Annotated in this window: 18 protein-coding genes; all 18 read right to left on the minus strand. The window is 74.2% G+C overall.

What is annotated here, in order from left to right; translation table 11 throughout:
* Positions 1-33: 33 nt before the first annotated feature.
* Positions 34-1,488 (minus strand): RsmB/NOP family class I SAM-dependent RNA methyltransferase, encoded by a 1,455-nt coding sequence (locus tag CXR44_RS01760; RefSeq protein WP_101783043.1) that lies wholly within the window; start codon positions 1,486-1,488, stop codon positions 34-36.
* 352 nt (positions 1,489-1,840) lie between these two features.
* Complete coding sequence (fmt, locus tag CXR44_RS01765; protein ID WP_101783044.1) at positions 1,841-2,770, minus strand: methionyl-tRNA formyltransferase; 930 nt, start codon at positions 2,768-2,770, stop codon at positions 1,841-1,843.
* 2 nt (positions 2,771-2,772) lie between these two features.
* Entirely contained in the window at positions 2,773-3,321 is a 549-nt protein-coding gene (def, locus tag CXR44_RS01770) for a peptide deformylase (protein WP_101783045.1), read from the minus strand.
* A gap of 26 nt (positions 3,322-3,347) precedes the next feature.
* Positions 3,348-4,682 (minus strand): hypothetical protein, encoded by a 1,335-nt coding sequence (locus CXR44_RS01775; RefSeq protein WP_101783046.1) that lies wholly within the window; start codon positions 4,680-4,682, stop codon positions 3,348-3,350.
* A gap of 142 nt (positions 4,683-4,824) precedes the next feature.
* On the minus strand, positions 4,825-6,351 hold the full coding sequence (locus tag CXR44_RS01780) for a hypothetical protein (protein WP_101783047.1): 1,527 nt from the start codon (positions 6,349-6,351) through the stop codon (positions 4,825-4,827).
* A gap of 49 nt (positions 6,352-6,400) precedes the next feature.
* A complete protein-coding gene (locus CXR44_RS40515) occupies positions 6,401-9,124 on the minus strand; it encodes a primosomal protein N' (RefSeq protein WP_245898747.1) in 2,724 nt (907 codons plus the stop codon).
* A gap of 473 nt (positions 9,125-9,597) precedes the next feature.
* Complete coding sequence (metK, locus tag CXR44_RS01795; RefSeq protein WP_101783048.1) at positions 9,598-10,785, minus strand: methionine adenosyltransferase; 1,188 nt, start codon at positions 10,783-10,785, stop codon at positions 9,598-9,600.
* A gap of 137 nt (positions 10,786-10,922) precedes the next feature.
* Positions 10,923-11,252, minus strand: a complete 330-nt coding sequence (locus CXR44_RS01800; protein WP_101783049.1) for a hypothetical protein — start codon at positions 11,250-11,252, stop codon at positions 10,923-10,925.
* Between the two features lie 158 nt (positions 11,253-11,410).
* On the minus strand, positions 11,411-12,598 hold the full coding sequence (gene coaBC / locus CXR44_RS01805) for a bifunctional phosphopantothenoylcysteine decarboxylase/phosphopantothenate--cysteine ligase CoaBC (protein ID WP_101783050.1): 1,188 nt from the start codon (positions 12,596-12,598) through the stop codon (positions 11,411-11,413).
* Positions 12,599-12,606: 8 nt separating this feature from the next.
* The gene (rpoZ, locus tag CXR44_RS01810) at positions 12,607-12,876 is read right to left on the minus strand and encodes a DNA-directed RNA polymerase subunit omega (protein WP_101783051.1); all 270 of its coding nucleotides are present in this window, start codon (positions 12,874-12,876) and stop codon (positions 12,607-12,609) included.
* Between the two features lie 5 nt (positions 12,877-12,881).
* On the minus strand, positions 12,882-13,454 hold the full coding sequence (gene gmk / locus CXR44_RS01815; RefSeq protein WP_245898823.1) for a guanylate kinase: 573 nt from the start codon (positions 13,452-13,454) through the stop codon (positions 12,882-12,884).
* 139 nt (positions 13,455-13,593) lie between these two features.
* Complete coding sequence (gene mihF, locus CXR44_RS01820) at positions 13,594-13,917, minus strand: integration host factor, actinobacterial type (RefSeq protein WP_020541698.1); 324 nt, start codon at positions 13,915-13,917, stop codon at positions 13,594-13,596.
* A gap of 690 nt (positions 13,918-14,607) precedes the next feature.
* The gene (gene pyrF, locus CXR44_RS01825; RefSeq protein ID WP_101783053.1) at positions 14,608-15,306 is read right to left on the minus strand and encodes an orotidine-5'-phosphate decarboxylase; all 699 of its coding nucleotides are present in this window, start codon (positions 15,304-15,306) and stop codon (positions 14,608-14,610) included.
* Positions 15,303-16,280 carry a dihydroorotate dehydrogenase gene (locus tag CXR44_RS01830; protein WP_101783054.1) on the minus strand — a complete coding sequence of 326 codons (978 nt, stop codon included), beginning with the start codon at positions 16,278-16,280 and terminating at the stop codon, positions 15,303-15,305. The genes pyrF and CXR44_RS01830 overlap by 4 nt, the downstream gene beginning before the upstream one ends.
* A gap of 59 nt (positions 16,281-16,339) precedes the next feature.
* Entirely contained in the window at positions 16,340-17,191 is an 852-nt protein-coding gene (locus tag CXR44_RS01835; RefSeq protein WP_245898748.1) for a dihydroorotate dehydrogenase electron transfer subunit, read from the minus strand.
* Positions 17,192-17,227: 36 nt separating this feature from the next.
* A complete protein-coding gene (gene carB, locus CXR44_RS01840; RefSeq protein ID WP_101783056.1) occupies positions 17,228-20,518 on the minus strand; it encodes a carbamoyl-phosphate synthase large subunit in 3,291 nt (1,096 codons plus the stop codon).
* The gene (gene carA, locus CXR44_RS01845; RefSeq protein WP_101783057.1) at positions 20,505-21,611 is read right to left on the minus strand and encodes a glutamine-hydrolyzing carbamoyl-phosphate synthase small subunit; all 1,107 of its coding nucleotides are present in this window, start codon (positions 21,609-21,611) and stop codon (positions 20,505-20,507) included. Before carA ends, carB begins: the two co-directional genes overlap by 14 nt.
* Complete coding sequence (locus CXR44_RS01850) at positions 21,608-22,897, minus strand: dihydroorotase (protein WP_101783058.1); 1,290 nt, start codon at positions 22,895-22,897, stop codon at positions 21,608-21,610. The genes carA and CXR44_RS01850 overlap by 4 nt, the downstream gene beginning before the upstream one ends.
* Positions 22,898-22,933: the final 36 nt, after the last annotated feature.

A 22,933-nucleotide genomic window follows, 5' to 3' on the forward strand; every position in this document is an offset into this window, starting at 1 on the left:
GCCGGGTCGGCCGCCGCGGACCGGCTCCCCGTCCTAGGCGCGCCTGCGCAGCAGGGCCAGGAACATCGCGTCGGTGCCGTGACGGTGCGGCCAGAACTGCGCGTACGGGCCGTCGCCCAGCCCGTCGACCCCCGGCAGGTAGCGGCGGGCGTCGAGCTGCTCCACGTCGCCCCTCCCGGCCGTCACGTCGCCCACCACGACCCTGGTCTCGGCCAGGTGCGGGGAGCAGGTGACGTACGCGACGACGCCGCCCGGCCGTACGGCGTCCAGGGCCGCGCCGAGCAGGCGGCGCTGCAGGCGGCCCAGCTCGGCGATGCCGCCCGGGTCGCGCCGCCAGCGCGCCTCGGGGCGGCGGCGCAACGCGCCGAGGCCGGTGCAGGGCGCGTCGAGCATGACCCGGTCGAACGTGCCCGGCCGCCACACGGGCTCCGTGCCGTCGGCGGTGATCACGGCGGCGTCCGTCGTGGTCTGCCGGACCAGCCGGGCCCGGTGGTGCTGCACGTCGGCCGCCACCAGCCGGGCCCCGCCCCGGTACGGCTCCGGCCCCCCGGCGCCGGAGCCGGCGAAGGGCGGGGAGGCGAGGTCGCCGTGCACGGCGATGGCGTCGAGCAGGCCCGCCTTGCCGCCAGGACCGGCGCACATGTCGAGCCACAGCTCGTCGCGGCCGTCGAGCGGCACGCGGGTCAGGGCGAGCGCCACCAGCTGGCTGGCCTCGTCCTGGACGGCCGCGCGGGTCTCGGCGACCGCGGGGATGCGCCCGGGGTCGCCCTCCGTCAGGTAGGCGGCGTACGGGGAGTACCGGCCCGGCTCGGCGCCGGCGTCGGCCAGCTCCGCCGTCGTGGCGCGGCCCGGGCGGGCCACCAGCGTGACGAGCGGGCGTTCGTTGTCGGCGGCGAGCAGCTCGGCGGTCTCCTCCATGCCGCCGCCGAGGGCGTCGCGGAAGGCGCTGACGATCCAGCGGGGATGGCTGTGGGCGATCGCGAGGTGGCCCGACGGGTCGTCGGCGGGGTCGGGGGCCACGATGGGGATCCACTCGTCGAGCGTCCTGGAGGCGATCTTGCGCAGGACCGCGTTGACGAACTTGGCGGCGCCCGCGCCGATCCGCAGGCGGACGAGGTCGACGGTGGTGCCGACGGCGGCGTGCGGCGGGACGCGCATCCGGAGCAGCTGGTGGGCGCCCAGCCGCAGGGCGTCGTGCACGTCGGGGTCGGGGCGGCGGTCGCTGCACAGGTCGATGACGGCGTCGTAGGTGCCGAGCCCGCGCAGGGTGCCGTAGGCCAGCTCGGTGGCCAGCGCGGCGTCGCGTCCCTTCAGGCCGCGTTCGCGCAGCAGGCGGGGCGCGAGCAGGTTGGCGTACGCGTCACGCTCGTCGACGGCCCGCATGATGTCGAAGGCGGCGTTGCGTGCCTGGTCGCGTGCCGGCCTGCGGGGCCTGCCCGGCTGCCCGCCGCCGCGGCCCGCGGGCCCACGGCCTCCCCGTGTCTTCATGGTCTCCGGCTCTCGCTCGTGTCTGTCCCGTCGGCGCCGCCCCGTTCGGGGCCGCGCTCGTCTGTCCCGGCCGTACGGGGACAGGCCGTCCCCTCCCCGCCACCGGCGCGAACCATGCCCGGCCCGGCAGCCCGGCCCCTGACCCCGCCGCGCCCGTCCACGCCGCTCCGGACCTCACCGTGCCCGGCCACCCCGCTCCGGACCCGGCCGCGCCCGGCCACCCCGTTCCGGACCTCACCGTGCCCGGCCACCCCGCCGCGCCCCGCCATCCCGTTCGGCTGCCGTGCCGGCGGTGGGGCGAAGGTGCGGGGCCGGGTGGGTCGCGCGGAGCGTGCGCGCCGGCCCGGGGCGGTCACTCGAACCGGTCGTCGCCGCCGACCCGCGCGCCGCGGGCCCAGGCGCCGGCCGTCATCAGCCGCTTGCCCTGCGGCTGGACCTCGCCCAGCTCGACCGGGTGGGTGGCCGTGCCGACCAGGACGGTGTCCTTGCCGGCGTCGATCGCTCCGGGCGGGAGCGGTCCGGCGGACGGCGCCAGGCGGACGGGGCCAAGCTTGACCCGCTGCCCGCGGAAGGTGCTCCACGCACCGGGGCCGGGGGTGCAGGCGCGCACGAGCCGGTCGACGCGCATGGCGGGCGCCGTCCAGTCGACCTGCGCGTCGGCCACGTTGATCTTGGGGGCGACGCTGATCCCGTCGCGGGGCTGCGGGCGGGCCTCCAGGGTGCCGTCCTCGACGCCGTCGAGGGTGGCGGCCAGCAGCTCGGCGCCGGAGACGGCGAGCCGGTCGAGCAGGGCGCCGCTGGTGTCGTCGGGCCGGATCGGCTCGGGCACCCCGCCGTAGACGGGCCCGGCGTCGAGCTCCTTGACGATCTGGAACGTCGAGGCGCCGGTGATCTCGTCGCCGTGCAGGATCGCGTGCTGGACCGGGGCGGCGCCGCGCCAGGCGGGCAGGATCGAGAAGTGCAGGTTGATCCAGCCGAGGCGCGGCACGTCGAGCGTGGCCTGAGGCAGCAGCGCTCCGTAGGCGACCACGGGGCAGCAGTCGGGCTTCAGCTCCGCCAGCCGGTCGAGGAAGTCGGGAGCGCCGGCCTTCTCCGGGCGCAGCACCTCGATCCCCGCCTCCTCGGCCAGCTCGGCCACCGGCGAGGGGTGGACCCTGCGGCCGCGACCGGACTGGGCGTCAGGCCGGGTGACGACCGCGACGACCTCGTGCCGGGGGGAGTCGATCAGGGTGCGCAGGGACGGCAGCGCCGTCTCCGGTGTGCCCGCGAAGACCAGGCGCATCGTCACAGCGCCTTTCCGCCGGTGGCGTGCGGCGAGAACCTGATCGTGGGGGCCGACAGGCCGCTCCACTCGGCCTCGCGGATCGCCTTCATGGCGAGCTTGCGCTGCTTGGGGTCCATCCGGTCGATGAACAGGATGCCGTCGAGGTGGTCGGTCTCGTGCTGGAAGCAGCGGGCCATGAGGTCGGTGCCCTCCAGCACGACGGGCTCGCCGTGCATGGTGAAGCCCTTGGCGACGGCCCGGACGGCCCGCGGCGTCGGGAACGACAGCCCGGGGAAGGACAGGCAGCCCTCCTCGCCCTCCTCGTCCATCTCGGCGGACAGGTCGAGGTCGGGGTTGATCAGGTGGCCGAGCTGGTCGTCCACGTAGTAGGTGAACACCCGCAGCCCGACGCCGATCTGCGGAGCCGCCAGGCCTGCGCCCGGCGCGTCCATCATGGTGTCGGTGAGGTCTTTGACCAGCTTGCGGAGCTCCTTGTCGAAGTCGACCACCGGCGCGGCCGGGGTGGTCAGCACCGGGTCTCCGAACAGCCGGATCGACTGGATCGCCAAAGGGTCACTCCGTTTCGTCGGTGAGGTCAGCCCAGTTTAGTGTGCGCCAGGGAGCGCGCCTTCATCGCGGCTTTGCGGGCTGCCTTGACGACGGCCGGGTCGTCGTGGGCAGTGGCGAGCATGTCGAGGACGGCGATCGTGTCGGGGTGGTCGACGGCCGGCATCTCGTCGATGAGCCGGACCAGGTCCTCGCCGGGCTCGGGGGTGTCGAGCCGGCCGGCCGCCTGGCCCGACAGGTGCATCAGGGCGGCGAGCGAGTCGACGGCGAGCCAGGTGTGGTCCTCGCCGCTGAGCGGCGGTGCGTCGAGGTCGCGGATGTGCAGCCAGGACGCGGCGTAGCGGCGGGTCAGCGGCAGGTCGAGCGCCTCGCGCAGGGGCGCCTCGGCCTCGGGGCCGAGCTCCTCCAGGATGGCGCCGACCGCGCCGCGCTGGCCGGCGGTGCCGTCGGCGGCGATGCGCACGAGCTCGCGGGCGGCCTGCTCGGGCGGGCGGCGTTCGAGCCAGCCCGCGACGGCGCTCTGGCTCGCCGCGCCCTTCACCAGGGCCTCGACCAGGTCGGCGGCCGACAGGTCGGCGAAGACCTCGACCTCGGCGGTGGTGGGCGCGTCGTGGCCCTCACGCAGCAGGTCGCGGCGGATGGCCCACACACCGAGCGGGGTGAGCGCGGTGCGGCCGGAGCCGGTCTGCTCGACGAGCCCGCAGTAGCCGAGCAGCGACAGCGCCTCCAGCAGCTCGGCGGGCAGCGAGGCGGCCAGGCGGCGCATCGGGACGGCGCCGGGCTCGCAGGCGACCTCGTGGGACTGCAGGATGCCGCGCGCGAGGTTGGCGACGGCGACGCCCGAGCGCACGGAGTAGATGGTGGCGAGCATCTCGGCGAGGTGCTCGTCCACCACGGCGGAGCCGGTCAGCCCCTCGTCGGCCCGGTCGAGCACGTCCATGACGACGCCGTCCCAGAACTCCAGCGTGGCCTCGACCGTGAGCCGCAGCGACAGCGGGCCGCGCGACGCCTGGCCGCGCATGATGCGCAGCAGGCCGGTGTTGACGGCCACGATCCACACCAGGCGCAGCCGCGCGGGGTCGATGCCGAGCTCGGCCGCGGCCGCGGCCGCGTCGGCGTCGGCGAGCAGCCCGTCGGGCGTCACGGCGCGGCTGCCGGTCCACCCGGTCAGCCGGATGGCGTCGGCCACCAGCGGAACGGTGGGGACCTGGGCGGCCAGCTCGGCGTCCGGCGCGAGCTGGACCGGCGGGAACGTCAGCGCCTCGTGGTCGGCGCGCGTCTCCTGCGGTGGCCGCGGGGGCAGCGCTGCCTGCTCATCGATCAGCTTGCGCAGCTCGGCGAGGTCGAAGACGTTGTTGGCCACCCAGGAAACTTACTGCACACCGGTCACAGGGACGTACTCATCCGGTGTTGCCGCCCTCTGAAGGGATCGGCTTCTCGCCGGGCGGTGCGGTCGTCCGCCGTACCACTGCCTGGCCGGGAGGCGCGCGCAGGCGACGGCCCCGTCAGGAGGACCTGATGGCTCGGGAGCGGGCTTTGAAGGCGGCCTTGCGCGCGGCCTTGGCGAGGGTGCCGTCGGCGAGGGAGCGGCCGAGCAGTTCGAGCACCTCCACCACGTCGGGGTGATCGACCTGCCACATCTCCTCGATGAGGTGGGCGGGCGGTCCGGAGGCCTCCATGTTCTCCGAGAAGACGTCGGGGTCCTCCTCGGCGGCGGGCAGGGCGAGCGCCAGCATGTCGACGCTCACCCAGAGCAGCTCCTCCTGGGTGAGCGACGGAGCCGGCAGCCCGCGGGCGGCCAGCCAGTGGATGGCGTGCGGGCGCAGCTCGGGGTCGTCGAGGCCGGCGCGCACCGCGGGCTCGGCTTCGGCGCCCAGCCGGTCGACGATGGTGACGGCGATGCCGCGGGCCACGGCGGGCACGCCCGAGGCGGCGCCGAGCAGCTCGGCGGCGGCCTCCGCCGCCGTGCGGCGGCCGAGCCAGCGGGTGATGTCGTCCTCGGCCAGCTCGCTCGGCACGCCGTCGAGCAGCCCCCCGATGAGGCCGGTGGCGTCGGCCTCGGCCAGGTCGGGGGCCTGCGGGGCGTCGAGGCCGAGCGTGAGGTAGTGCTCGCGCAGCGCCCAGACGGCGAGCGGGGTGAGCCCGGCGTCGTCGCCGCTCACCTCGACCAGGCCGCACCAGGCGAGCCGGTCGAGGGCGGCGGCGACGTCGGGCTCGGAGTCGTCGGCGGCATCCTCCAGGTACTCGCCGATCACGGCGACGGGCACGCGGGTGCGGACCCGGTACAGCATGTCGAGCAGGTCGTACAGCGCGTGGTCGGCCTCGGCGCTGCCGGTGACGGCGCCGCCGGTGTCGTGCTCGACGAGGTGGGCCACGATCCGGGCCCACTGCCCGAGCGGCTCCCCACGCGGCTCCGCGTCGAGGAGCGGGCGCAGGCCGGCGACCGGCTCGGCGTGCGGGCCTGGACCGTGCAGCTCGGCCCAGAGCGGGACGTCCGCGAGGCCGGCCAGCAGCGCGTCGGGCGAGGCGATCCGTACGGCGGGCAGCGGCGAGCAGCCGGGGCAGTCGCACGGCGCCTCGCCCAGGTCAGGCACCTCGCCGGACGGGATCGCGACCGACTGCTCCAGCGACTCGGGCCCGATCGAGCTGAACAGGCTCTTGGCCATGCCGAAGTTGGCCTCGTCGGCCAGCGCCTCGGGCAGCCGCGGCTCGATGCCGGCGATCCGCTCGCGCATGGCGGCCGCGGTGATGCCGGGGACCTGGCGGGTGTCCTCCAGGTAGTCGACCAGCGTGCGGGCGGCGGCCACCGTCTGCGGCGCGCTCTCGGGTGGGGCGATGACCTTGCGGGGATAGATGGACAGCAGCAGCTCGTCGAAGGTCTCGGGAGCGAAGTCGCCCGGCTCGTCGACGTTCAGGTAGTCGCTGGCGTAGTCGCAGAGCAGTCGTACCTCGTCCGCGTCCACCTCGACGCCCCGCGCCCGGCCCCAGGCGCGCAGGGAGTCGATGGCCTGGTTCACCCATTCGATCGACACAGGGGCACGCTAACGGCTGACTTACAGATGAGCGAATCGGGGATCCCCGTCAAATCAGATCGAGAGGGTCAACACTCACTTTCACCACATCGGGCGCCTTGCGTGCCGTGCGGACGCCGCCGGCGCCCTTGAGCGCCGCCGCGAGCGCCGCCCCGTCGGTGCGGGGGACGCGGACCATGGCGCGTTCCTGGCCGCCGTCGCCGACGGGTACGGGCCCGAGAACCTGTGCCGCGGGCGGCAGCCGCGTCTCGTCGAGCATCTGCCGGACGGCGGCGGCCGCGCCGGTGAGCGTCGCCATCCGGACCGCGGGCGGGAAGCCCAGCTCGGCGCGGTCGGCCAGCTCGCGTTCGGCGTGCGTGATCGGGTCCCAGCGCAGCAGTGCCTGGACGGCGGGCAGCGCGGCGTCGGCGAGCACCACCAGCTCGGCGCCGGGCCGCAGCAGGGCGGCCGCGTTCATCCAGCGGCGCAGCGCCTCCTCGCCCGCCCGCAGGTCGGCCCGGCCGAGCAGGGCCCACCCGTCGAGCAGCACGGCCGCCGCGTACCCGCCCTCGGCCACCGGCTCGGCCCCGGGCGTCGCCACGACCAGCGCGCGGCCGGCGGGCACGGTGGCGAGCACGCCGTCACGGCCCGACGTGCGCACCGGCACGGACGGGAAGGCGCGGCCCAGTTCCTCGGCGGTGCGGCGGGCGCCCACGACGACGGCACGCAACCGGGGGCTGCCGCACCGGGCGCAGCGCCAGCCGGGGTCCACCCGGCCGCACCAGCGGCAGTAGGGGGCGGCGTGCCCGGCCCGCAGCGCGAGCGGGCCGTGGCAGCTCTCCGGCGGCACCGGCGCCCTCGGCGGGCCGGCCGCCTCGGCCGGGCCCGCGACGGCCGTCTCCGGCACGACGAGCCCCTCCCCGGGGCCTCTCCTCCCCGAGAAGGGCAGCGCCTCGGGCACGGCGATCCGCCCGGCGCTCCCGAGCCCTCCCCCGCCGCCGGGTGCGCCCGGACCACCGTCCCGGCCGCCCGCGCCCTGTCCGGGCTCGGCACCGGCTGCGCTCCCCGTGCCGGACGCGCCGCCCCGCGCGTTGCCCGAACCGCGTGCGTCCCCGAGCCCGCGCACGTTCCCCTGGCCGTGCCCGCCTCCGGGACCGCGCACGCCGCCCGGACCGCGCACGTCTGACGGACCGTGCGCGCCTCCCTGGCCGTACACGGCTCCCGCGCCGTGCGCGCCTCCCGCGCCGTGCGCGCCTCCCGGGCCGTGCGCGCCTTCCCGGCCGTACATGCCTCCCGGGCCGGATGTCGCGGCGGCGGGGCCGGGGAGGTCCACGGCACCGTACGCGGGGTCGTGGGCGGCGTACGGGCCCCCCGAGCGGGTGGGCGGCAGCGCGCACCGGGCGGGAGCGCGACAGTGCTGGCACGCCACGGCGGGCAGGTAGCCGCGCCGGGGCACCTGGACGAGCACGGGCCCGGACTCCAGCCCCAGGCGCAGCGCCCGCCAGGCCAGGCTGGGCAGCCGCGCCGCCCTGGCCGCCTGGTCCTTGGCCAGCTCGGCGTCCTCCCCTGCCGGCCGCACGCGCGGCGCCCGGCTCCTGATCGTCTGCCGGGCGGCGACGATGGGCCGCGCCCAGCCGGTGGCGATGAGCTGGGTGGCCTCGGCCGTTCGGGTGTAGCCGCCGACGAGCAGGGCCGCGCCGGACCGGTGCGCCCGCAGCGCCAGCACCTCGCGGGCGTGCGGGTACGGCGCGAGGCGTTCGGCGTGCAGGTCGTCGCCGTCGTCCCAGATGGCCACCAGCCCGAGGTCCGCCACGGGCGCGAACATCGCGGCCCGGGTGCCGACGACCGCCTTCGCCTGCCCGCGCAGCAGGCGCAGCCACCGGCGGTAGCGTTCGGCCGGGCCGAGGTCGGCGGTGAGCGCCACGTGGGCTCCCCGCCCGAGCACCCGGACCAGCGCCGCGTCGGCCAGTTCCACGTCCTTGCCGTCGGGGACGACCACGACGGCTCCCCTGCCGCCGTCGAGGGTGGCCCGCACCGCCTCGGCCACCGCCCCGGCCCACCCGCCCGCGCCGGGCAGCGCCTGCCAGACGGCGCGCGGCGCCCTGCCGTTCCTGAGCGCGTCGAGGAACGAGGCCCCCATGGGGTACGCCCCCCACTCCCCCACACCATGACCGTCGGCACCCGCGCCACCCGCACCACCCGCACCACGACCGGCCGCATCGGCCCCTGCCTCCGGCGCCGCCACGTCCACGCCGTCGCCGGCCCGGTCGGAGTCCGGGGGGCCGGCCGCCGCGTCCGGGAGCGGGTCCGCGGGCGCCGCGGCGGCCTCGATCGGACCGGCGGCGGGCGGGGCGGCCGCTGGGGTCTCCGCCTCGGTCCTGGCGTGGCGCGGGGGGACGGCCAGGCGCAGCACGTCGGCGAGCGTGCCGGCGTAGCGGTCGGCGACCGCCCTGGCCAGCCCGGCGATCTCGGGCGTCAGCACCCGTTCGGGCGAGACCACCCTCTCCAGCGGCGTGAGCCTGCCGGGATGGTCGCTGTGCTCGGCGCGGTCCAGCAGGAACCCGTCGACGAGCTTGCCCGCGAAGCGCACCCGCACCCGCACCCCCGGCTGGGCGCTCTCGTGCATCGAGGCGGGCACCAGGTAGTCGAACAGCCGGTCGAGGTGCGGCAGGGGGTTGTCCACGGCCACCCGCGCCACCGGCGACTCCGGCGCGGGCTCGGGAGCTCCCCTGGACGGCGCCGCCGGGGGCCGCACGGCGTCGAGCGGCAGGAGGGCGTCGTCGGGGCGGGTCACGCCCTAGGTCTACCAGAAGCCGTCACCTCGCCATGCCCGCGCGTGGGCGTTCGCCGAGGTCGCGCGCGCAGGCGGCAGCCAGCCGGCCGCCTTGCTCACGCGGACGCGCCCACCATGCCGAACAGCGCTCACCGCCGGACCGGGCCGCCCGCCGCGCCGGAGGGACAGGTTCGCCGTGCCGGGCCTGTTCGACGGCACTCACGCGCTCGAACCGGCCGGGCCTGTTCGACCGCACTCACGGGGTGTACCGGCCGCCTCGGACGCCGGCACTCCTCCGGTGGGGAGCGAGGACCCCACCGGTCTTCTCGTCGTGGCGCGGCAGGAGGATCGCCCGCACGGAGGAGAAGCTTCGGGGACCTGATCGAGGCGCCCAAGAGGCACGTGGAGAGCCGCCCCCGACCGGGAGCACGGACATCCCCGAACGCCCGGATGCCGCACCCCGGACAGGGGCGCGGCATCCGGCGGGAACGGGCTCAGAGGCCGGCGGCGGTCCGCAGCGCCTCGGCGCGGTCGGTCGACTCCCAGGAGAAACCCTCACGGCCGAAGTGGCCGTAGGCGGCCGTCTCGGAGTAGATCGGGCGCAGCAGGTCGAGGTCGCGGATGATCGCGGCAGGGCGGAGGTCGAACACCTGCAGCACCGCGTCCTGGATCTTCTCCACCGGCAGCCGCTCGGTGCCGAAGCACTCGACGAACAGGCCGACCGGCTGGGCCTTGCCGATGGCGTAGGCGACCTGGACCTCGCAGCGGTCGGCCAGCCCGGCGGCCACGACGTTCTTGGCGACCCAGCGCATGGCGTAGGCGGCCGACCGGTCGACCTTGGACGGGTCCTTGCCGGAGAAGGCGCCGCCACCGTGGCGGGCCATGCCGCCGTAGGTGTCGATGATGATCTTGCGGCCGGTGAGGCCGGCGTCGCCCATCGGGCCGCCGATCTCGAAACGGCCGGTCGGGTTGACCAGCAGCCGGTAGCCCTCGGTGTCGATGTCGATGCCCGCGAGCACCGGGTCGACCACGTGCTCCTTGATGTCGGGGGTCAGCATCTCGCGCAGGTCGATCTCTGCGGCGTGCTGCGTGGAGACCACCACGGTGTCGAGGCGAACGGGCTTGTCGCCGTCGTACTCGATCGTGACCTGTGTCTTGCCGTCGGGACGGAGATAGGGCACCGTGCCCGACTTGCGCACGTCGGCCAGGCGCTGGGCCAGGCGGTGGGCCAGCATGATCGGCAGCGGCATCAGCTCGGGCGTGTCACGGCAGGCGTAGCCGAACATGAGGCCCTGGTCGCCGGCGCCCTGTCGGTCGAGCTCGTCGACGTCGCCACCGACGCGGTGCTCGTAGGCGTCGTCCACGCCCTGGGCGATGTCGGGCGACTGCGCGCCGATGGACACCGAAACGCCGCACGAGGCGCCGTCGAAGCCCTTGTGGGAGGCGTCGTAGCCGATCTCCAGGATCTTCTCGCGGATGACGCCCGGGATGTCGACGTAGGTCTCGGTGGTCACCTCGCCCGCGACGTGAACCTGGCCGGTAGTGATCAGCGTCTCGACGGCGACCCGGCTCTTGGGGTCGTCCTTGAGCATGGTGTCGAGAATCGCGTCACTGATCTGGTCGGCGATCTTGTCCGGGTGGCCTTCGGTGACCGACTCGGAGGTGAACAGGCGACGTGACAACTCAGTGGCTCCTCATGCAGCGGCTGCTGACGGATGTGCGGCTCCGGCTGGTGGTCGGGCCAGGGCCTCGCCGAAGTCTAGCCCTACCCGGCGCTCCATCGCGAAACCGCCACACCCTACGGACAATCAGGGGCATCTCACAGGTGGGGCAGCGGGTCCGGGGGAAGCGTCTCCGGCGCGAAGACCTCCGCGTCGGCCGCCGCGACCACCGCGGCGTACTCCTCATCGAACTCCAGCGTCATCGAGCCGAGCTCGATTCTCGGTCCAGGCTCCCGGATGATCGGCCCCAGCCTGGTCCGCCGCGGGAGGCTCGCGTGCACCGAGACCGGCCTGTCGCTGCGCAGCACCCTGGTGGCCAGCACCGAGACGCCGCCACCGGTCACCACGACGAGGAAGCCGGCCCCGGCGGGCGGCCCGACCGAGACGGCGGGGAAGACGTAGCGGATGTCCTCACGCGTGCCCAGCAACGTCCTGCAGCGATCCCTGACAGCGGAACTCACCGGCATCGGTCCCCCTTCGTGCCCAGTATCCGCAGGCATCCGGGGTGCCGCAACAGCCCGGATCGCAGCTGTCACGAGTGATGCGTCACGCCCCGGCCGGTGGGTGCCCGGCCGTCGAGGGCGGGTCAGCCGAGGCGGGCGGCGACGAGGTCCCAGACGGCGTCGGCGACGTCCTCCTTGGGACCGCGCGGCACCTCGACCGGCTCGCCACCGGCGACGAGGACGGTGGCGGCGTTGTCGGGGGTGCCGAACGCCAGGCCGGGGCCCACCTGGTTGACGACGAGGAGGTCGCAGCCCTTGCGGGCGAGCTTGGCCCGGCCGTTGGCGAGCACGTCGTCGGTCTCGGCCGCGAACCCGACGATCACCTGGGACGGGGTGGTGCGACGCTCGCCCAGCTCGGCGAGGATGTCGGGGTTGGTCGCCAGCCGGATGGGCTCGGGCTCGCCGCCGTCGGACTTCTTGATCTTGGAGTCGGAACGGGTGGCGGGCCGGAAGTCGGCGACGGCCGCGGCCATGACGACCACGTCGGCGGCACCGGCGGCGGTGAGCACGGCCTCGCGCAACTCGGCCGTGGACTCCACCCGGACGACGGTGGCCCCCGCAGGGTCGGGCAGCGCGACGTTGGCGGCGACCAGGGTCACCTCGGCGCCGCGCGCGGCCGCGGTGCGGGCCAGCGCGTAGCCCTGCAGGCCGGAGGAGCGGTTGCCGATGTAGCGGACCGGGTCGATGGCCTCACGGGTGCCGCCGGCGGAGACGACGACCTTGCGCCCGGCGAGGTCGCGCGGGCGTCCGCTCAGCACGCGCAGACAGACCTGGAAGATCTCGGCGGGGTCGGGCAGCCGCCCGGGGCCGGTGTCGGAGCCGGTGAGCCGCCCGACGGCCGGGTCGAGCACGATGGAGCCGCGTTCGCGCAGCGTCGCGACGTTGGCCTGGGTCGCGGCGTGCTGCCACATCTCGGTGTGCATCGCGGGGGCGAACACCACGGGGCACCGGGCGGTCAGCAGCGTGTTGGTCAGCAGGTCTCCGGCCAGACCGTGGGCGGCCTTGGCCAGCACGTCGGCGGTGGCGGGCGCCACCACGACGAGGTCGGCGCCCTGGCCGATGCGCACGTGGGGCACCTCGTGCACGTCGTCCCACACCTCGGTCGCCACCGGACGGCCCGACAGGGCGGCCCAGGTGGGCTCGCCCACGAACCGCAGGGCGTCACGGGTCGGGACGACCCGCACCTCGTGCCCGGACTCGGTGAACAGGCGCAGGAGCTCGCACGCCTTGTAGGCCGCGATGCCCCCGCTGACGCCAAGGACGACCTTCATCGAAGGGGTCAGACCGCGCCTTCGATGGGCTCGGCGTTGAGCAGACCCTCGGAGACCTCGCGCAGCGCGATGGACAGCGGCTTCTCCTGGGCGTGCGTCTCGACCAGCGGCCCGACGTACTCCAGCAGGCCCTCGCCGAGCTGGGAGTAGTAGGCGTTGATCTGGCGGGCGCGCTTGGCACCCATGATCACCAGGGAGTACTTGCTGTCGACGATGTCGAGCAGCGCGTCGATCGGAGGGTTGGTGATGCCCTCGGCGACCGGGGCAATGCCTGCCACGATTGTCAGACCTCTCGGTTGGTGGTTGTCGTGACCCCCAGAGGGTCAGTCATCAAGGCTATCAGCCGGTGGCACACGTCTTTGACATCCGTGTTCACCAGGGTGAGGTCGAACTCCCTCTCGGCCGCCATCTCGATCCGCCCGGCGTCCAGCCGGCGGGCGATGACGTCCTCGGGCTCGGTGCCGCGGCCGCGCAGGCGCTTCTCCAGCTCCTCCCACGTGGGCGGGGCGAGGAACACCAGCAGCGCCTCGGGCATGCTGCGCCGCACCTGCCTGGCGCCCTCGAGGTCGATCTCCAGCAGGGTGGGGACACCCGCCGCGAGCTTGTCCATGACCGCCCGGCGCGGGGTGCCGTAGCGGTTGCCGGCGAACTCCGCCCACTCCAGCAGCTCACCCGCCGCCACGAGCCGGTCGAACTCCTCGCCGTCGACGAAGAAGTAGTGGACCCCGTCGGTCTCGCCGGGCCGGGGTCGCCGGGTGGTCACCGAGACCGACAGCCACACCTCGGGGTGCGCCCGCCGGATCTCGGCGACGACCGTGGACTTGCCGACGCCCGACGGCCCCGACAGGACCGTCAGGCGCCTGCCCTCAGAGGGGAGGAGGCCGCCGACCTGTGTCCCGGTGCGGACCGTCTCATGAACACTCGCACCGCCGGACCGGGACCTGTCGGTCACTTCCTACCCCCCTGCTGAACCAGCGCTTCGTGTGGCTACGAGATTAGCTCTCGTTGCCACCGAACTCGCGCTCGAGGGAGGCCCTCTGGTTCGCGCCGAGGCCCCGCACGCGGCGGGACTCGGCGATGGCGAGCCGCTCCATCAACTGCTTGGCGCGGACCTTGCCCACGCCGGGAAGCGACTCCAGGAGAGCCGACACCTTCATCTTGCCGATGACGTCGTCGGTCTGCCCATCCTTGAGCACCTCAGCCAGAGAAACCGCGCCATGCTTGAGCCGGTTCTTGACCTCGGCACGCTCTTTACGGGCCTTTGCAGCCTTCTCCAGGGCTGCGGCGCGCTGCTCAGGGGTCAGGGGAGGAAGAGCCACGCCGGGTCACCTCGAATTTCTGTCGATGTACTCGGACGGGAAGGGAAACTAGCTGGTCATCGCCCCCTAAGCAACGCCAAAGGCGGTTTCTCCCGCTACAAAATCAACTTCATCACTTTCCGTGCAGGTAAAACTACGGTCAGGTGATCGAATCGCCTCCACTTCCCCGTTTCCGGGGGGACACGCGACAGTTCGGCCGAATGGGACGATGATCACATTTCCGTCGATCACTCCCGTCCGAAACCCGGCTCCCACCTGCGTCCCAAACCCGATGGCATCATGATCCAGGTCGCGTCACGACGGCGTCTGTGCCATGATTTGATCTTGTACGCGGGGTGTTCAGGCGCGCTGTCCACGATCTTGTCGTCGGACCGCCGCACGCGGGTGGCGACGATCTTTGGCGGGGTCCGGCCGTCGCCCGTCCGGGCGTGCCGCGTCTTGGTGTGGGGTGAGCGCGGCGAGCCCGGCCCCGCGCACCGCCCGTCGTCCCTTCCCGGCCCCGCCGGAGTGCGCGCGCGAGCCGGTCGGAGAGGACCGCCGCGATCGGCGAGGGCGGCCGCGACCACGCGGGCCGGCCGGCGAGGACGGCCGCGACCCGCGCCTTCGGGCCGGGTCACGGATCGCCGTGCCCGCGGGCGACCGGACGCGGGCCGTGGACCAGGCCAGGCCAGGCCGCGGACGCGTGGGGCGTCAGGACGGGGTGGTGCGGCGCAGGGCGGCGGCGATGGTGGCGGCGGCCGCGCCCGGGTCCGGGGCGCCGGTGATGGGGCGTCCGATGACCAGGAGGTCGGCGCCGTCGGCGAGCGCCTGCTCGGGCGTGGCGACGCGCGCCTGGTCCTGCGTGTCGGCCCCCGCGGGCCGCACACCCGGCGTGATGAGCGTGATGCCCGGCCCGACTTCGGCGCGCACCGCCGCCACCTCGTTCGGGCTGCAGACGAGTGCCGTGGCGCCCGCCTCGACCGACATGGCGGCCAGACGGCGCACGGCGTCGTCGGCGGGTCCCTCGATGCCGATGCGGCCGAGATCGGCCTCCGTGAGCGACGTCAGGACCGTGACGGAGGCGATCTGCGTGTGCGGCGCCGCCTCCACCGCCGCCCGGATCATCTTCGGGCCGCCGGTGGCGTGCACGGTGAGGATGGCCGGCCGGAGCCGGGCGACTGCCCTCGCGGCCCCCGCGACGGTGTTGGGGATGTCGTGCAGCTTCAGGTCGAGGAAGACGCTCACACCGCTGGCCCCCCGTACGGAGGCGATCACGTCGGGGCCGTAACGCAGGTAGAGCTCCAGGCCCACCTTGACCGTGCTGACGTGCGGAGTCACCAGGCCGGCCCACCGGGCGGCGGTCTCCAGGTCGGGGGCGTCGAGGGCGACGGCGATGGGTGCGGGCGTCACGGGGAGCTCTCCTCGGAGTCGACGAGCAGGTGCCGGGGGGCGCTCCCCGGCGGACGGTGGGCCAGGCCGACGGCGTCGGCCAGCCGCTGGAAGCCACGCGCCTGCAGCAGGTCCTCGAGCTCGCGCTCGATGCGCAGGCACGCGTACGGGTCGTGGAACAGCGCCGTCCCGACCCCGACCGCGCAGGCGCCGGCCAGGATGAGCTGGAAGGCGTCCGCGCCGGTCATGACGCCGCCGACGCCGATCAGCGGCACTCCGGGCAGCGCGGCGTGCACCTGCCACACACACCGTACGGCGATGGGCAGGATGGCCGGCCCGGACAGCCCGCCGGTCACGGCGGCGAGCGAGGGCCGCAGCGCCTCGGTGTCGATGGCCATGCCCAGCGGGTTGTTGATCATGGACAGGGCGTCGGCCCCGGCGTCCACGCAGGCGCGGGCCACGGCGACGATGTCGGCCACGTCGGGGGCGAGCTTGGCCACGACGGGCACGTCGTAGCGCATGATGGACCGGACCGAGGCGATGACCTCGGCGGCGGCGCTGCCCTCGCGGGCGAAGACCCGGCCGCGGTCCTCGATGTTCGGGCAGGACAGGTTGACCTCCAGCGCGGTCACGCCGGGGGCGTCGGCGAGCCGGCGGGCCAGCTCGGAGTATTCGGCGACCGTGCCGCCGCCGATCGAGACGATGGTGCGGATGCCGCGCTGGGCGAGCCAGGGCAGCTCGCGTTCGAGGAAGGCGTCGATGCCGGGGCCCTGCAGCCCGACGGCGTTGAGCATGCCGGAGGGCGTCTCGGCCATGCGCGGCGTGGGACGGCCGGCGCGCGGGGCCATGGTGATGGACCGGGTGGCGAGCGCGCCGAGCCGGTGCAGGTCGAAGAACTGGGCCAGCTCCCGCCCGGACGCGGCGCAGCCGGCGGCGGTGGTGATGGGGTTGGCGAGTTCGACGTGCGCGAGGAACGTCCGCATGTCCACGGGCATGTCACGCCACCGCGCCGGGCCGGTGGCTGGCGGCGCGCGTCACGGACGGCCCGTGCGGCTCAGCCCGCATGGCGAGCACCGCCCCCGGGCGCGCCGAGGGCGTCGAACGGGATGGTCCCCACGTCCTCGAACCGCACCCGCTCCCCCCGGAACACCGGCCCCTCGGCGCAGGCGCGCACCATCCTGGTCGCCCCGTCGTCGCCGATGACCGGGATGACGCACGTCATGCACACCCCGATCCCGCAGGCCATCGACTCCTCCACCGCCACCTGCACCGGGATGTCGAACTCGATCGCCACCGCGGTGACCGCGCGCAGCGTCTCCATCGGTCCGCAGGCGTAGACGGCGTCGGCCCGGGTGTCGGCGATCACCGACGGCAGCGCGTCGGTGACCTTGCCGCGCAGGCCGAGCGAGCCGTCCTCGGTGGTGAGGGTGGTGGTCTCGGCCATCCGCCGGGCCCGCATCGCCCCGAACACCCGGTCGGCGCTGGCCCCGCCCAGCAGGAAGTCGACCCGGCAGCCGCGTTCCATGAGCGCGTCGGCCACCGGGAACAGCACGGCCGAGCCGTACTCGGCGCCGACGAGCACGCAGTGCACGGGGTCGCGCGGCAGCGGGAACGGCCGCCCCAGCGGCCCGACCAGGTCGAGCGTGTCGCGGGCGCGGCGCTCGGCCAGCCAGGCGGTGCCGGGGCCGCGCACGGTGAAGACCAGCTCCACCGTGCCGCCGTAGTCGGGCTTGACGTCGTGGACGGTCAGGGCGCGCCGGGTGATCATCGACGTCTGCGCTCCCCCGACCGCGACGGACACGAAGTGGCCGGGACGATAGCGCTCGGCGATGCCGGGCGCCACCACGGTCAGCGCATGGTAGGCGTCGACCCGGCGCGTGGTCAGCACCGTGCCCGTCACCTGCACCGGTGTGCCGGCCAGTCTCCTTCACCTCCCGGGGGGCTATCCCCGAAGCGCCCGTGCGTGCTCCTGGAGAGACCGTACGCCGACGTCGCCGCGCATGATGGCCTGCATGCCCGCGGCGGCCGCGGCGAGTCCCGCCACCGTGGTGATGCACGGGATGCCGCGCAGCACCGCGGCGGTGCGGATCTCGTAGCCGTCGAGCCGCGGGCCGGACTGGCCGGGGCTGCCGAACGGCGTGTTGACGATCAGGTCGATCTCGCCGTCCAGGATGCACTGCACGATCGTCGGCTCACCTCCGGGTCCGGGGCCCTCGCTGTGCTTGCGCACGATCTTGGCATGGACGCCGTTGCGGCGCAGCACCTCGGCCGTGCCCTCGGTGGCCAGGATCTCGAAGCCGAGGTCGGCCAGCGCCCGCACGGGGAAGATCATGGCCCGCTTGTCGCGGTTGGCCACGGACACGAACGCGCGCCCCTTGGTGGGCAGCTCGCCGTAGGCGCCGGCCTGCGACTTGGCGTAGGCGATGCCGAAGAACTCGTCGATGCCCATGACCTCGCCGGTCGAGCGCATCTCGGGCCCCAGCACGATGTCCACCCCGCGGAACCGGTTGAACGGCAGCACCGCCTCCTTGACCGCGATGGACGCCTCCAGCGGCAGCGTGCCGCCGTCGCCGGTGGCGGGCAGCATGCCCTCCTCGCGCAGCGAGGCGATCGACGCGCCGAGCATGACACGGGCCGCCGCCTTGGCGAGCGGCACCGCCGTCGCCTTGGACACGAACGGCACGGTACGGCTGGCGCGCGGGTTGGCCTCCAGGACGTACAGGACGCCGGCCGACATGGCGTACTGGACGTTGAGCAGCCCGCGCACGCCGACGCCGCGGGCGATGCCCTCGGTGGCGGCGCGGATGCGCTTGATGTCGTGGCTGCCGAGCGTGATGGGCGGCAGCGCGCACGCCGAGTCGCCGGAGTGGATGCCGGCCTCCTCGATGTGCTCCATGACGCCGCCCAGGTAGAGCTCGGTGCCGTCGTAGAGGGCGTCGACGTCGATCTCGACGGCCTCGTCGAGGAACTTGTCGACCAGCACCGGGTGGCCGCCCTCCTGGCCCGCCATGTAGCGGGTGAGGGTCTCGTCGTCGTAGACGATGGCCATGCCGGCGCCGCCCAGCACGTAGGAGGGGCGCACGAGCACGGGGTAGCCGATGTCCTGGGCGACGCCCAGCGCCTCGGCGACGGTGGTGGCGGTGCCGTGGCGGGGCGCGGGCAGCCCGGCCTCGGCGAGCACCCGGCCGAACGCGCCGCGCTCCTCGGCCAGGTGGATCGACTCGGGCGAGGTGCCGACGACGGGCACGCCCGCGTCCTTGAGCGCCTGCGCGAGGCCGAGCGGCGTCTGCCCGCCGAGCTGCACGATGACGCCGACCACGGGGCCGGTCTGCTGCTCGGCGTGCACGACCTCCAGCACGTCCTCCAGGGTCAGCGGCTCGAAGTAGAGCCGGTCGGAGGTGTCGTAGTCGGTGGAGACGGTCTCGGGGTTGCAGTTGACCATGACGGTCTCGAACCCGGCCCGCGACAGCTCGAAGGAGGCGTGCACGCAGGCGTAGTCGAACTCGATGCCCTGGCCGATGCGGTTGGGCCCGGAGCCGAGGATGATGACCTTGGGCCGCTCCCCCTGGGGGACCTCGGTCTCCTCGTCGTAGGTGGAGTAGAGGTAGGGGGTGCGGGCGGCGAACTCGGCGGCGCAGGTGTCGACCGTGTTGTAGACGGGCCGCACGCCGAGCGCGTGGCGCAGGTCGCGCACCCTGGCCTCGTCGACGCCGCGGATCTCGGCGATCTGCGCGTCGCTGAAGCCGTGGCGCTTGGCCCGCTCCAGCACCTGCGGGGTCAGCTCGGGGGCCGCACCGAGGACGCCGGCCTCCTCGTGCAGGAGGAAGAGCTGGTCGAGGAACCACGGGTCGACGCTGGTCGCCTCGTACAGCTCCTCGGCGGTGGCGCCCGCCCGGATGGCCTGCTGCATGGTGCGCAGCCGCCCGTCGTGCGGCGTGCGGCAGGCGGCCAGCAGCTCGTCCTTGGCGAGCTGCTCGCCGGGCGCCCAGGAGAACGACGAGCCGGGCTTCTCCATCGACCGCAGCGCCTTCTGCAGCGCCTCGGGGAAGGAGCGGCCGATGGCCATCGCCTCGCCGACCGACTTCATGTGGGTGGTGAGCGTACGGTCGGCGCCGTGGAACTTCTCGAACGCGAAGCGCGGCACCTTGACGACGATGTAGTCGAGGGTCGGCTCGAAGGAGGCCGGGGTCTCCTTGGTGATGTCGTTGGGGATCTCGTCGAGCGTGTAGCCGATGGCCAGCTTGGCGGCGATCTTGGCGATCGGGAAGCCGGTCGCCTTCGACGCCAGGGCCGACGAGCGCGACACGCGCGGGTTCATCTCGATGACGATCATGCGGCCGGTGCGCGGGTCGACGGCGAACTGGATGTTGCAGCCGCCGGTGTCGACGCCGACCTCGCGGATGACCGCGATGGCCACGTCGCGCATGTTCTGGTACTCGCGGTCGGTCAGGGTCAGCGCGGGGGCCACGGTGACGCTGTCGCCGGTGTGCACGCCCATCGGGTCGATGTTCTCGATGGAGCAGACGATGACGACGTTGTCGGCCTTGTCGCGCATGACCTCCAGCTCGTACTCCTTCCAGCCGAGGATCGACTCCTCCAGGAGCACCTCGGTGGTCGGCGAGGCGTCGAGCCCGGCCCCGGCGATGCGCCGCAGGTCGGCCTCGTCGTAGGCGAACCCGGAGCCGACGCCGCCCATGGTGAAGGACGGCCGCACGACCAGCGGGAAGCCCAGCTCTCCGGCGGCGGCCAGGACCTCGTCCATGGAGTGGCAGATGACCGAGCGGGCCGACTCGGCGTTGAGCCCGTGCTCGCGGGCGACCTTGGCGACGATCTCCTTGAACCGCTCGCGGTTCTCGCCGGCCTGGATCGCGTCGAAGTCGGCGCCGATCAGCTCGACCTCGTAGCGCTCCAGGACGCCCGACTCGTGCAGGGCGACCGCGGTGTTGAGCGCGGTCTGCCCGCCCAGGGTGGGCAGCAGCGCGTCGGGCCGCTCCTTGGCGATGATCTTCTCGACGTACTCGGGGGTGATGGGCTCGACGTAGGTGGCGTCGGCGAACTCCGGGTCCGTCATGATCGTCGCCGGGTTGCTGTTGACGAGGATGACGCGGAAGCCCTCGGCCCGCAGCACGCGGCAGGCCTGGGTGCCGGAGTAGTCGAACTCGCACGCCTGGCCGATCACGATCGGGCCGGAGCCGATCACCAGGACCGACCTGATGTCCTCACGCTTGGGCACGGGTCATGACCTCACAGAACTCGTCGAACAGGTAGGCGGCGTCGTGCGGGCCGGCCGCGGCCTCGGGGTGGTACTGGACGCTGAACGCCCGCCCGTCGAGCAGCCGGAGCCCCTCGACGCAGCGGTCGTTGAGGTTGACGTGGCTGACCTCGGCCGGGCCGTACGGCGTCTCGAACGGCCCGTCGAGCGGCGCCTCGACGGCGAACCCGTGGTTGTGGGCGGAGATCTCGACCTTGCCGGTGCGCACGTCCTGGACGGGCTGGTTGACCCCGCGGTGGCCGTAGCGCAGCTTGTAGGTGGACAGGCCCAGGGCGCGGCCGAACAGCTGGTTGCCGAAACAGATGCCGAAGAACGGCGTGCCGCTCGCCAGCACCTCGCGCAGCGGCCCGATGTCGGCGGTGGCGGGGTCGCCGGGGCCGTTGGAGAAGAACACCCCGTCGGGCCGGACGGCCAGGATGTCGCCGGCGGTGGCGGTGGCGGGCAGCACGTGCACCTCGCAGCCGCGCTCGGCCATCCGGTGCGGGGTCATGCCCTTGATGCCGAGGTCGACGGCCGCGACGGTGAACCGCTTGGCGCCGATGGCGGGCACGACGTACGGCTCGGTGGTGGCGACCTCGGCGGCCAGGTCGGCGCCGGCCATGGCGGGCGCCTGGCGGACGCGCTCGACGAGGGCCGCCACCGGCTCGGCGGGAGCGCTGAAGATGCCGGCGCGCATGGCGCCGCGCTCGCGCAGGTGGCGGGTCAGGGCGCGGGTGCCGGGCATGGCGATGCCGACGACGCCCTGCTCCTTGAGGTAGTCGTCGAGCGAGCGGTTGGCCCGCCAGTTGGAGACGACGCGGGACGGCTCGCGCACGACGTAGCCGGCGACCCAGACGCGACCGGACTCGGGGTCCTCGTCGTTGACGCCGGTGTTGCCGATGTGCGGGGCGGTCATGGCGACGATCTGGCGGTGGTAGGACGGGTCGGTGAGGGTCTCCTGGTAGCCGGTCATGCCGGTGTTGAAGACCATCTCGCCGAACGTCTCGCCCACGGCACCGTACGGGGTGCCGCGGAAGACCCGCCCGTCTTCGAGTACGAGCAGCGCGTCGGTCACGTGAGCTTCCCTTCGAGAACGGTGGCCCTGCCGCGCAGGAAGGTCGCGACCACCCGGCCCGGCAGCGTCATGCCCTCGTACGGGGTGTTGCGGCTCTTGGAGGCGAAGGCGGCGGGGTCGACCGGGGTGCGGCCGGAGGGGTCGTAGAGGGTGAGGTTGGCCGGGGCGCCCACCTCGAGGGGCTGCCCGTGGCCGGGCAGCCGGCCGATGCGGGCCGGCGCGGCGGACATGCGGTCGGCGACGCCCGCCCAGTCGAGCAGGCCGGTGTCGACCATCGCCTCCTGGACCACGCTGAGCGCGGTCTCCAGGCCGACCATGCCCATGGCCGCGGCCGACCACTCGGTCTCCTTGTCCTCGACCGGGTGGGGGGCGTGGTCGGTGGCGACGACGTCGATCGTGCCGTCGGCCAGCGCGGCGCGCAGCGCCTCGACGTCGGCGCGGGTGCGCAGCGGCGGGTTGACCTTGTAGATGGGGTTGTAGGCGCCGACCGGGGAGTCCTCGACCAGGTCGTCGGTCAGCAGCAGGTGGTGCGGGGTGACCTCGGCCGTGACGTTCCAGCCCTTGGACTTGGCCCAGCGGATGATCTCGACGGATCCCGCGGTGGAGACGTGGCAGACGTGCAGCCTGGAGCCGACGTGCGCGGCGAGCAGGCAGTCGCGGGCGATGATCGCCTCCTCGGCGACGGCGGGCCAGCCGGTCAGGCCGAGCCGGCCGGAGACGACGCCCTCGTTCATCTGCGCGCCCTCGGTGAGCCGGGGCTCCTGGGCGTGCTGGGCGACGACGCCGTCGAAGGCCTTGACGTACTCCAGCGCGCGGCGCATAAGCACGGCGTCGCTGACGCACTTGCCGTCGTCGGAGAAGACCCGGACCCGGGCGGCGGAGTCGGCCATCGCGCCGAGTTCGGCGAGCTGCCTGCCCTCCAGGCCGACGGTGACGGCGCCGACGGGCTGGACGTCGCAGTGGCCGTGCTCGCGGCCTAGCCGCCAGACCTGCTCGACGACGCCGGCGGTGTCGGCGACGGGCGAGGTGTTGGCCATGGCGTGCACGGCGGTGTAGCCGCCGCGGGCGGCCGACTGGGTGCCGGTCTGCACGGTCTCGGCGTCCTCGCGGCCGGGCTCGCGCAGGTGGGTGTGCAGGTCGACCAGGCCGGGCAGGACGACGGCGCCGCCGCCGTCGACCGTCTCGCCGGCGCCGGTCAGGCCGGGGCCGATCTCGGCGATGAGGCCGTCGTGGAGCCGGAGGTCCACGGGGTCGCCGCCGAGGATCCTCACGTTCTTGATGATCATCGAGTCTCCTTCGCCGGCATGGCGATCATGATGGTG

Source organism: Nonomuraea indica, from assembly GCF_002850745.1.
GTDB classification, from domain to species: domain Bacteria; phylum Actinomycetota; class Actinomycetes; order Streptosporangiales; family Streptosporangiaceae; genus Nonomuraea; species Nonomuraea indica.

What these genes read in the sequence shown, in the direction of transcription:
- CXR44_RS01760 (WP_101783043.1), bottom strand. Translation starts at nt 1,488, where the DNA reads ATGAAGACACGGGGAGGCCGTGGGCCCGCGGGCCGCGGCGGCGGGCAG.
- fmt (WP_101783044.1), bottom strand. Translation starts at nt 2,770, where the DNA reads ATGCGCCTGGTCTTCGCGGGCACACCGGAGACGGCGCTGCCGTCCCTG.
- coaBC (WP_101783050.1), bottom strand. Translation starts at nt 12,598, where the DNA reads ATGAAGGTCGTCCTTGGCGTCAGCGGGGGCATCGCGGCCTACAAGGCG.
- CXR44_RS01830 (WP_101783054.1), bottom strand. Translation starts at nt 16,280, where the DNA reads ATGCCCGTGGACATGCGGACGTTCCTCGCGCACGTCGAACTCGCCAAC.
- CXR44_RS01850 (WP_101783058.1), bottom strand. Translation starts at nt 22,897, where the DNA reads ATGATCATCAAGAACGTGAGGATCCTCGGCGGCGACCCCGTGGACCTC.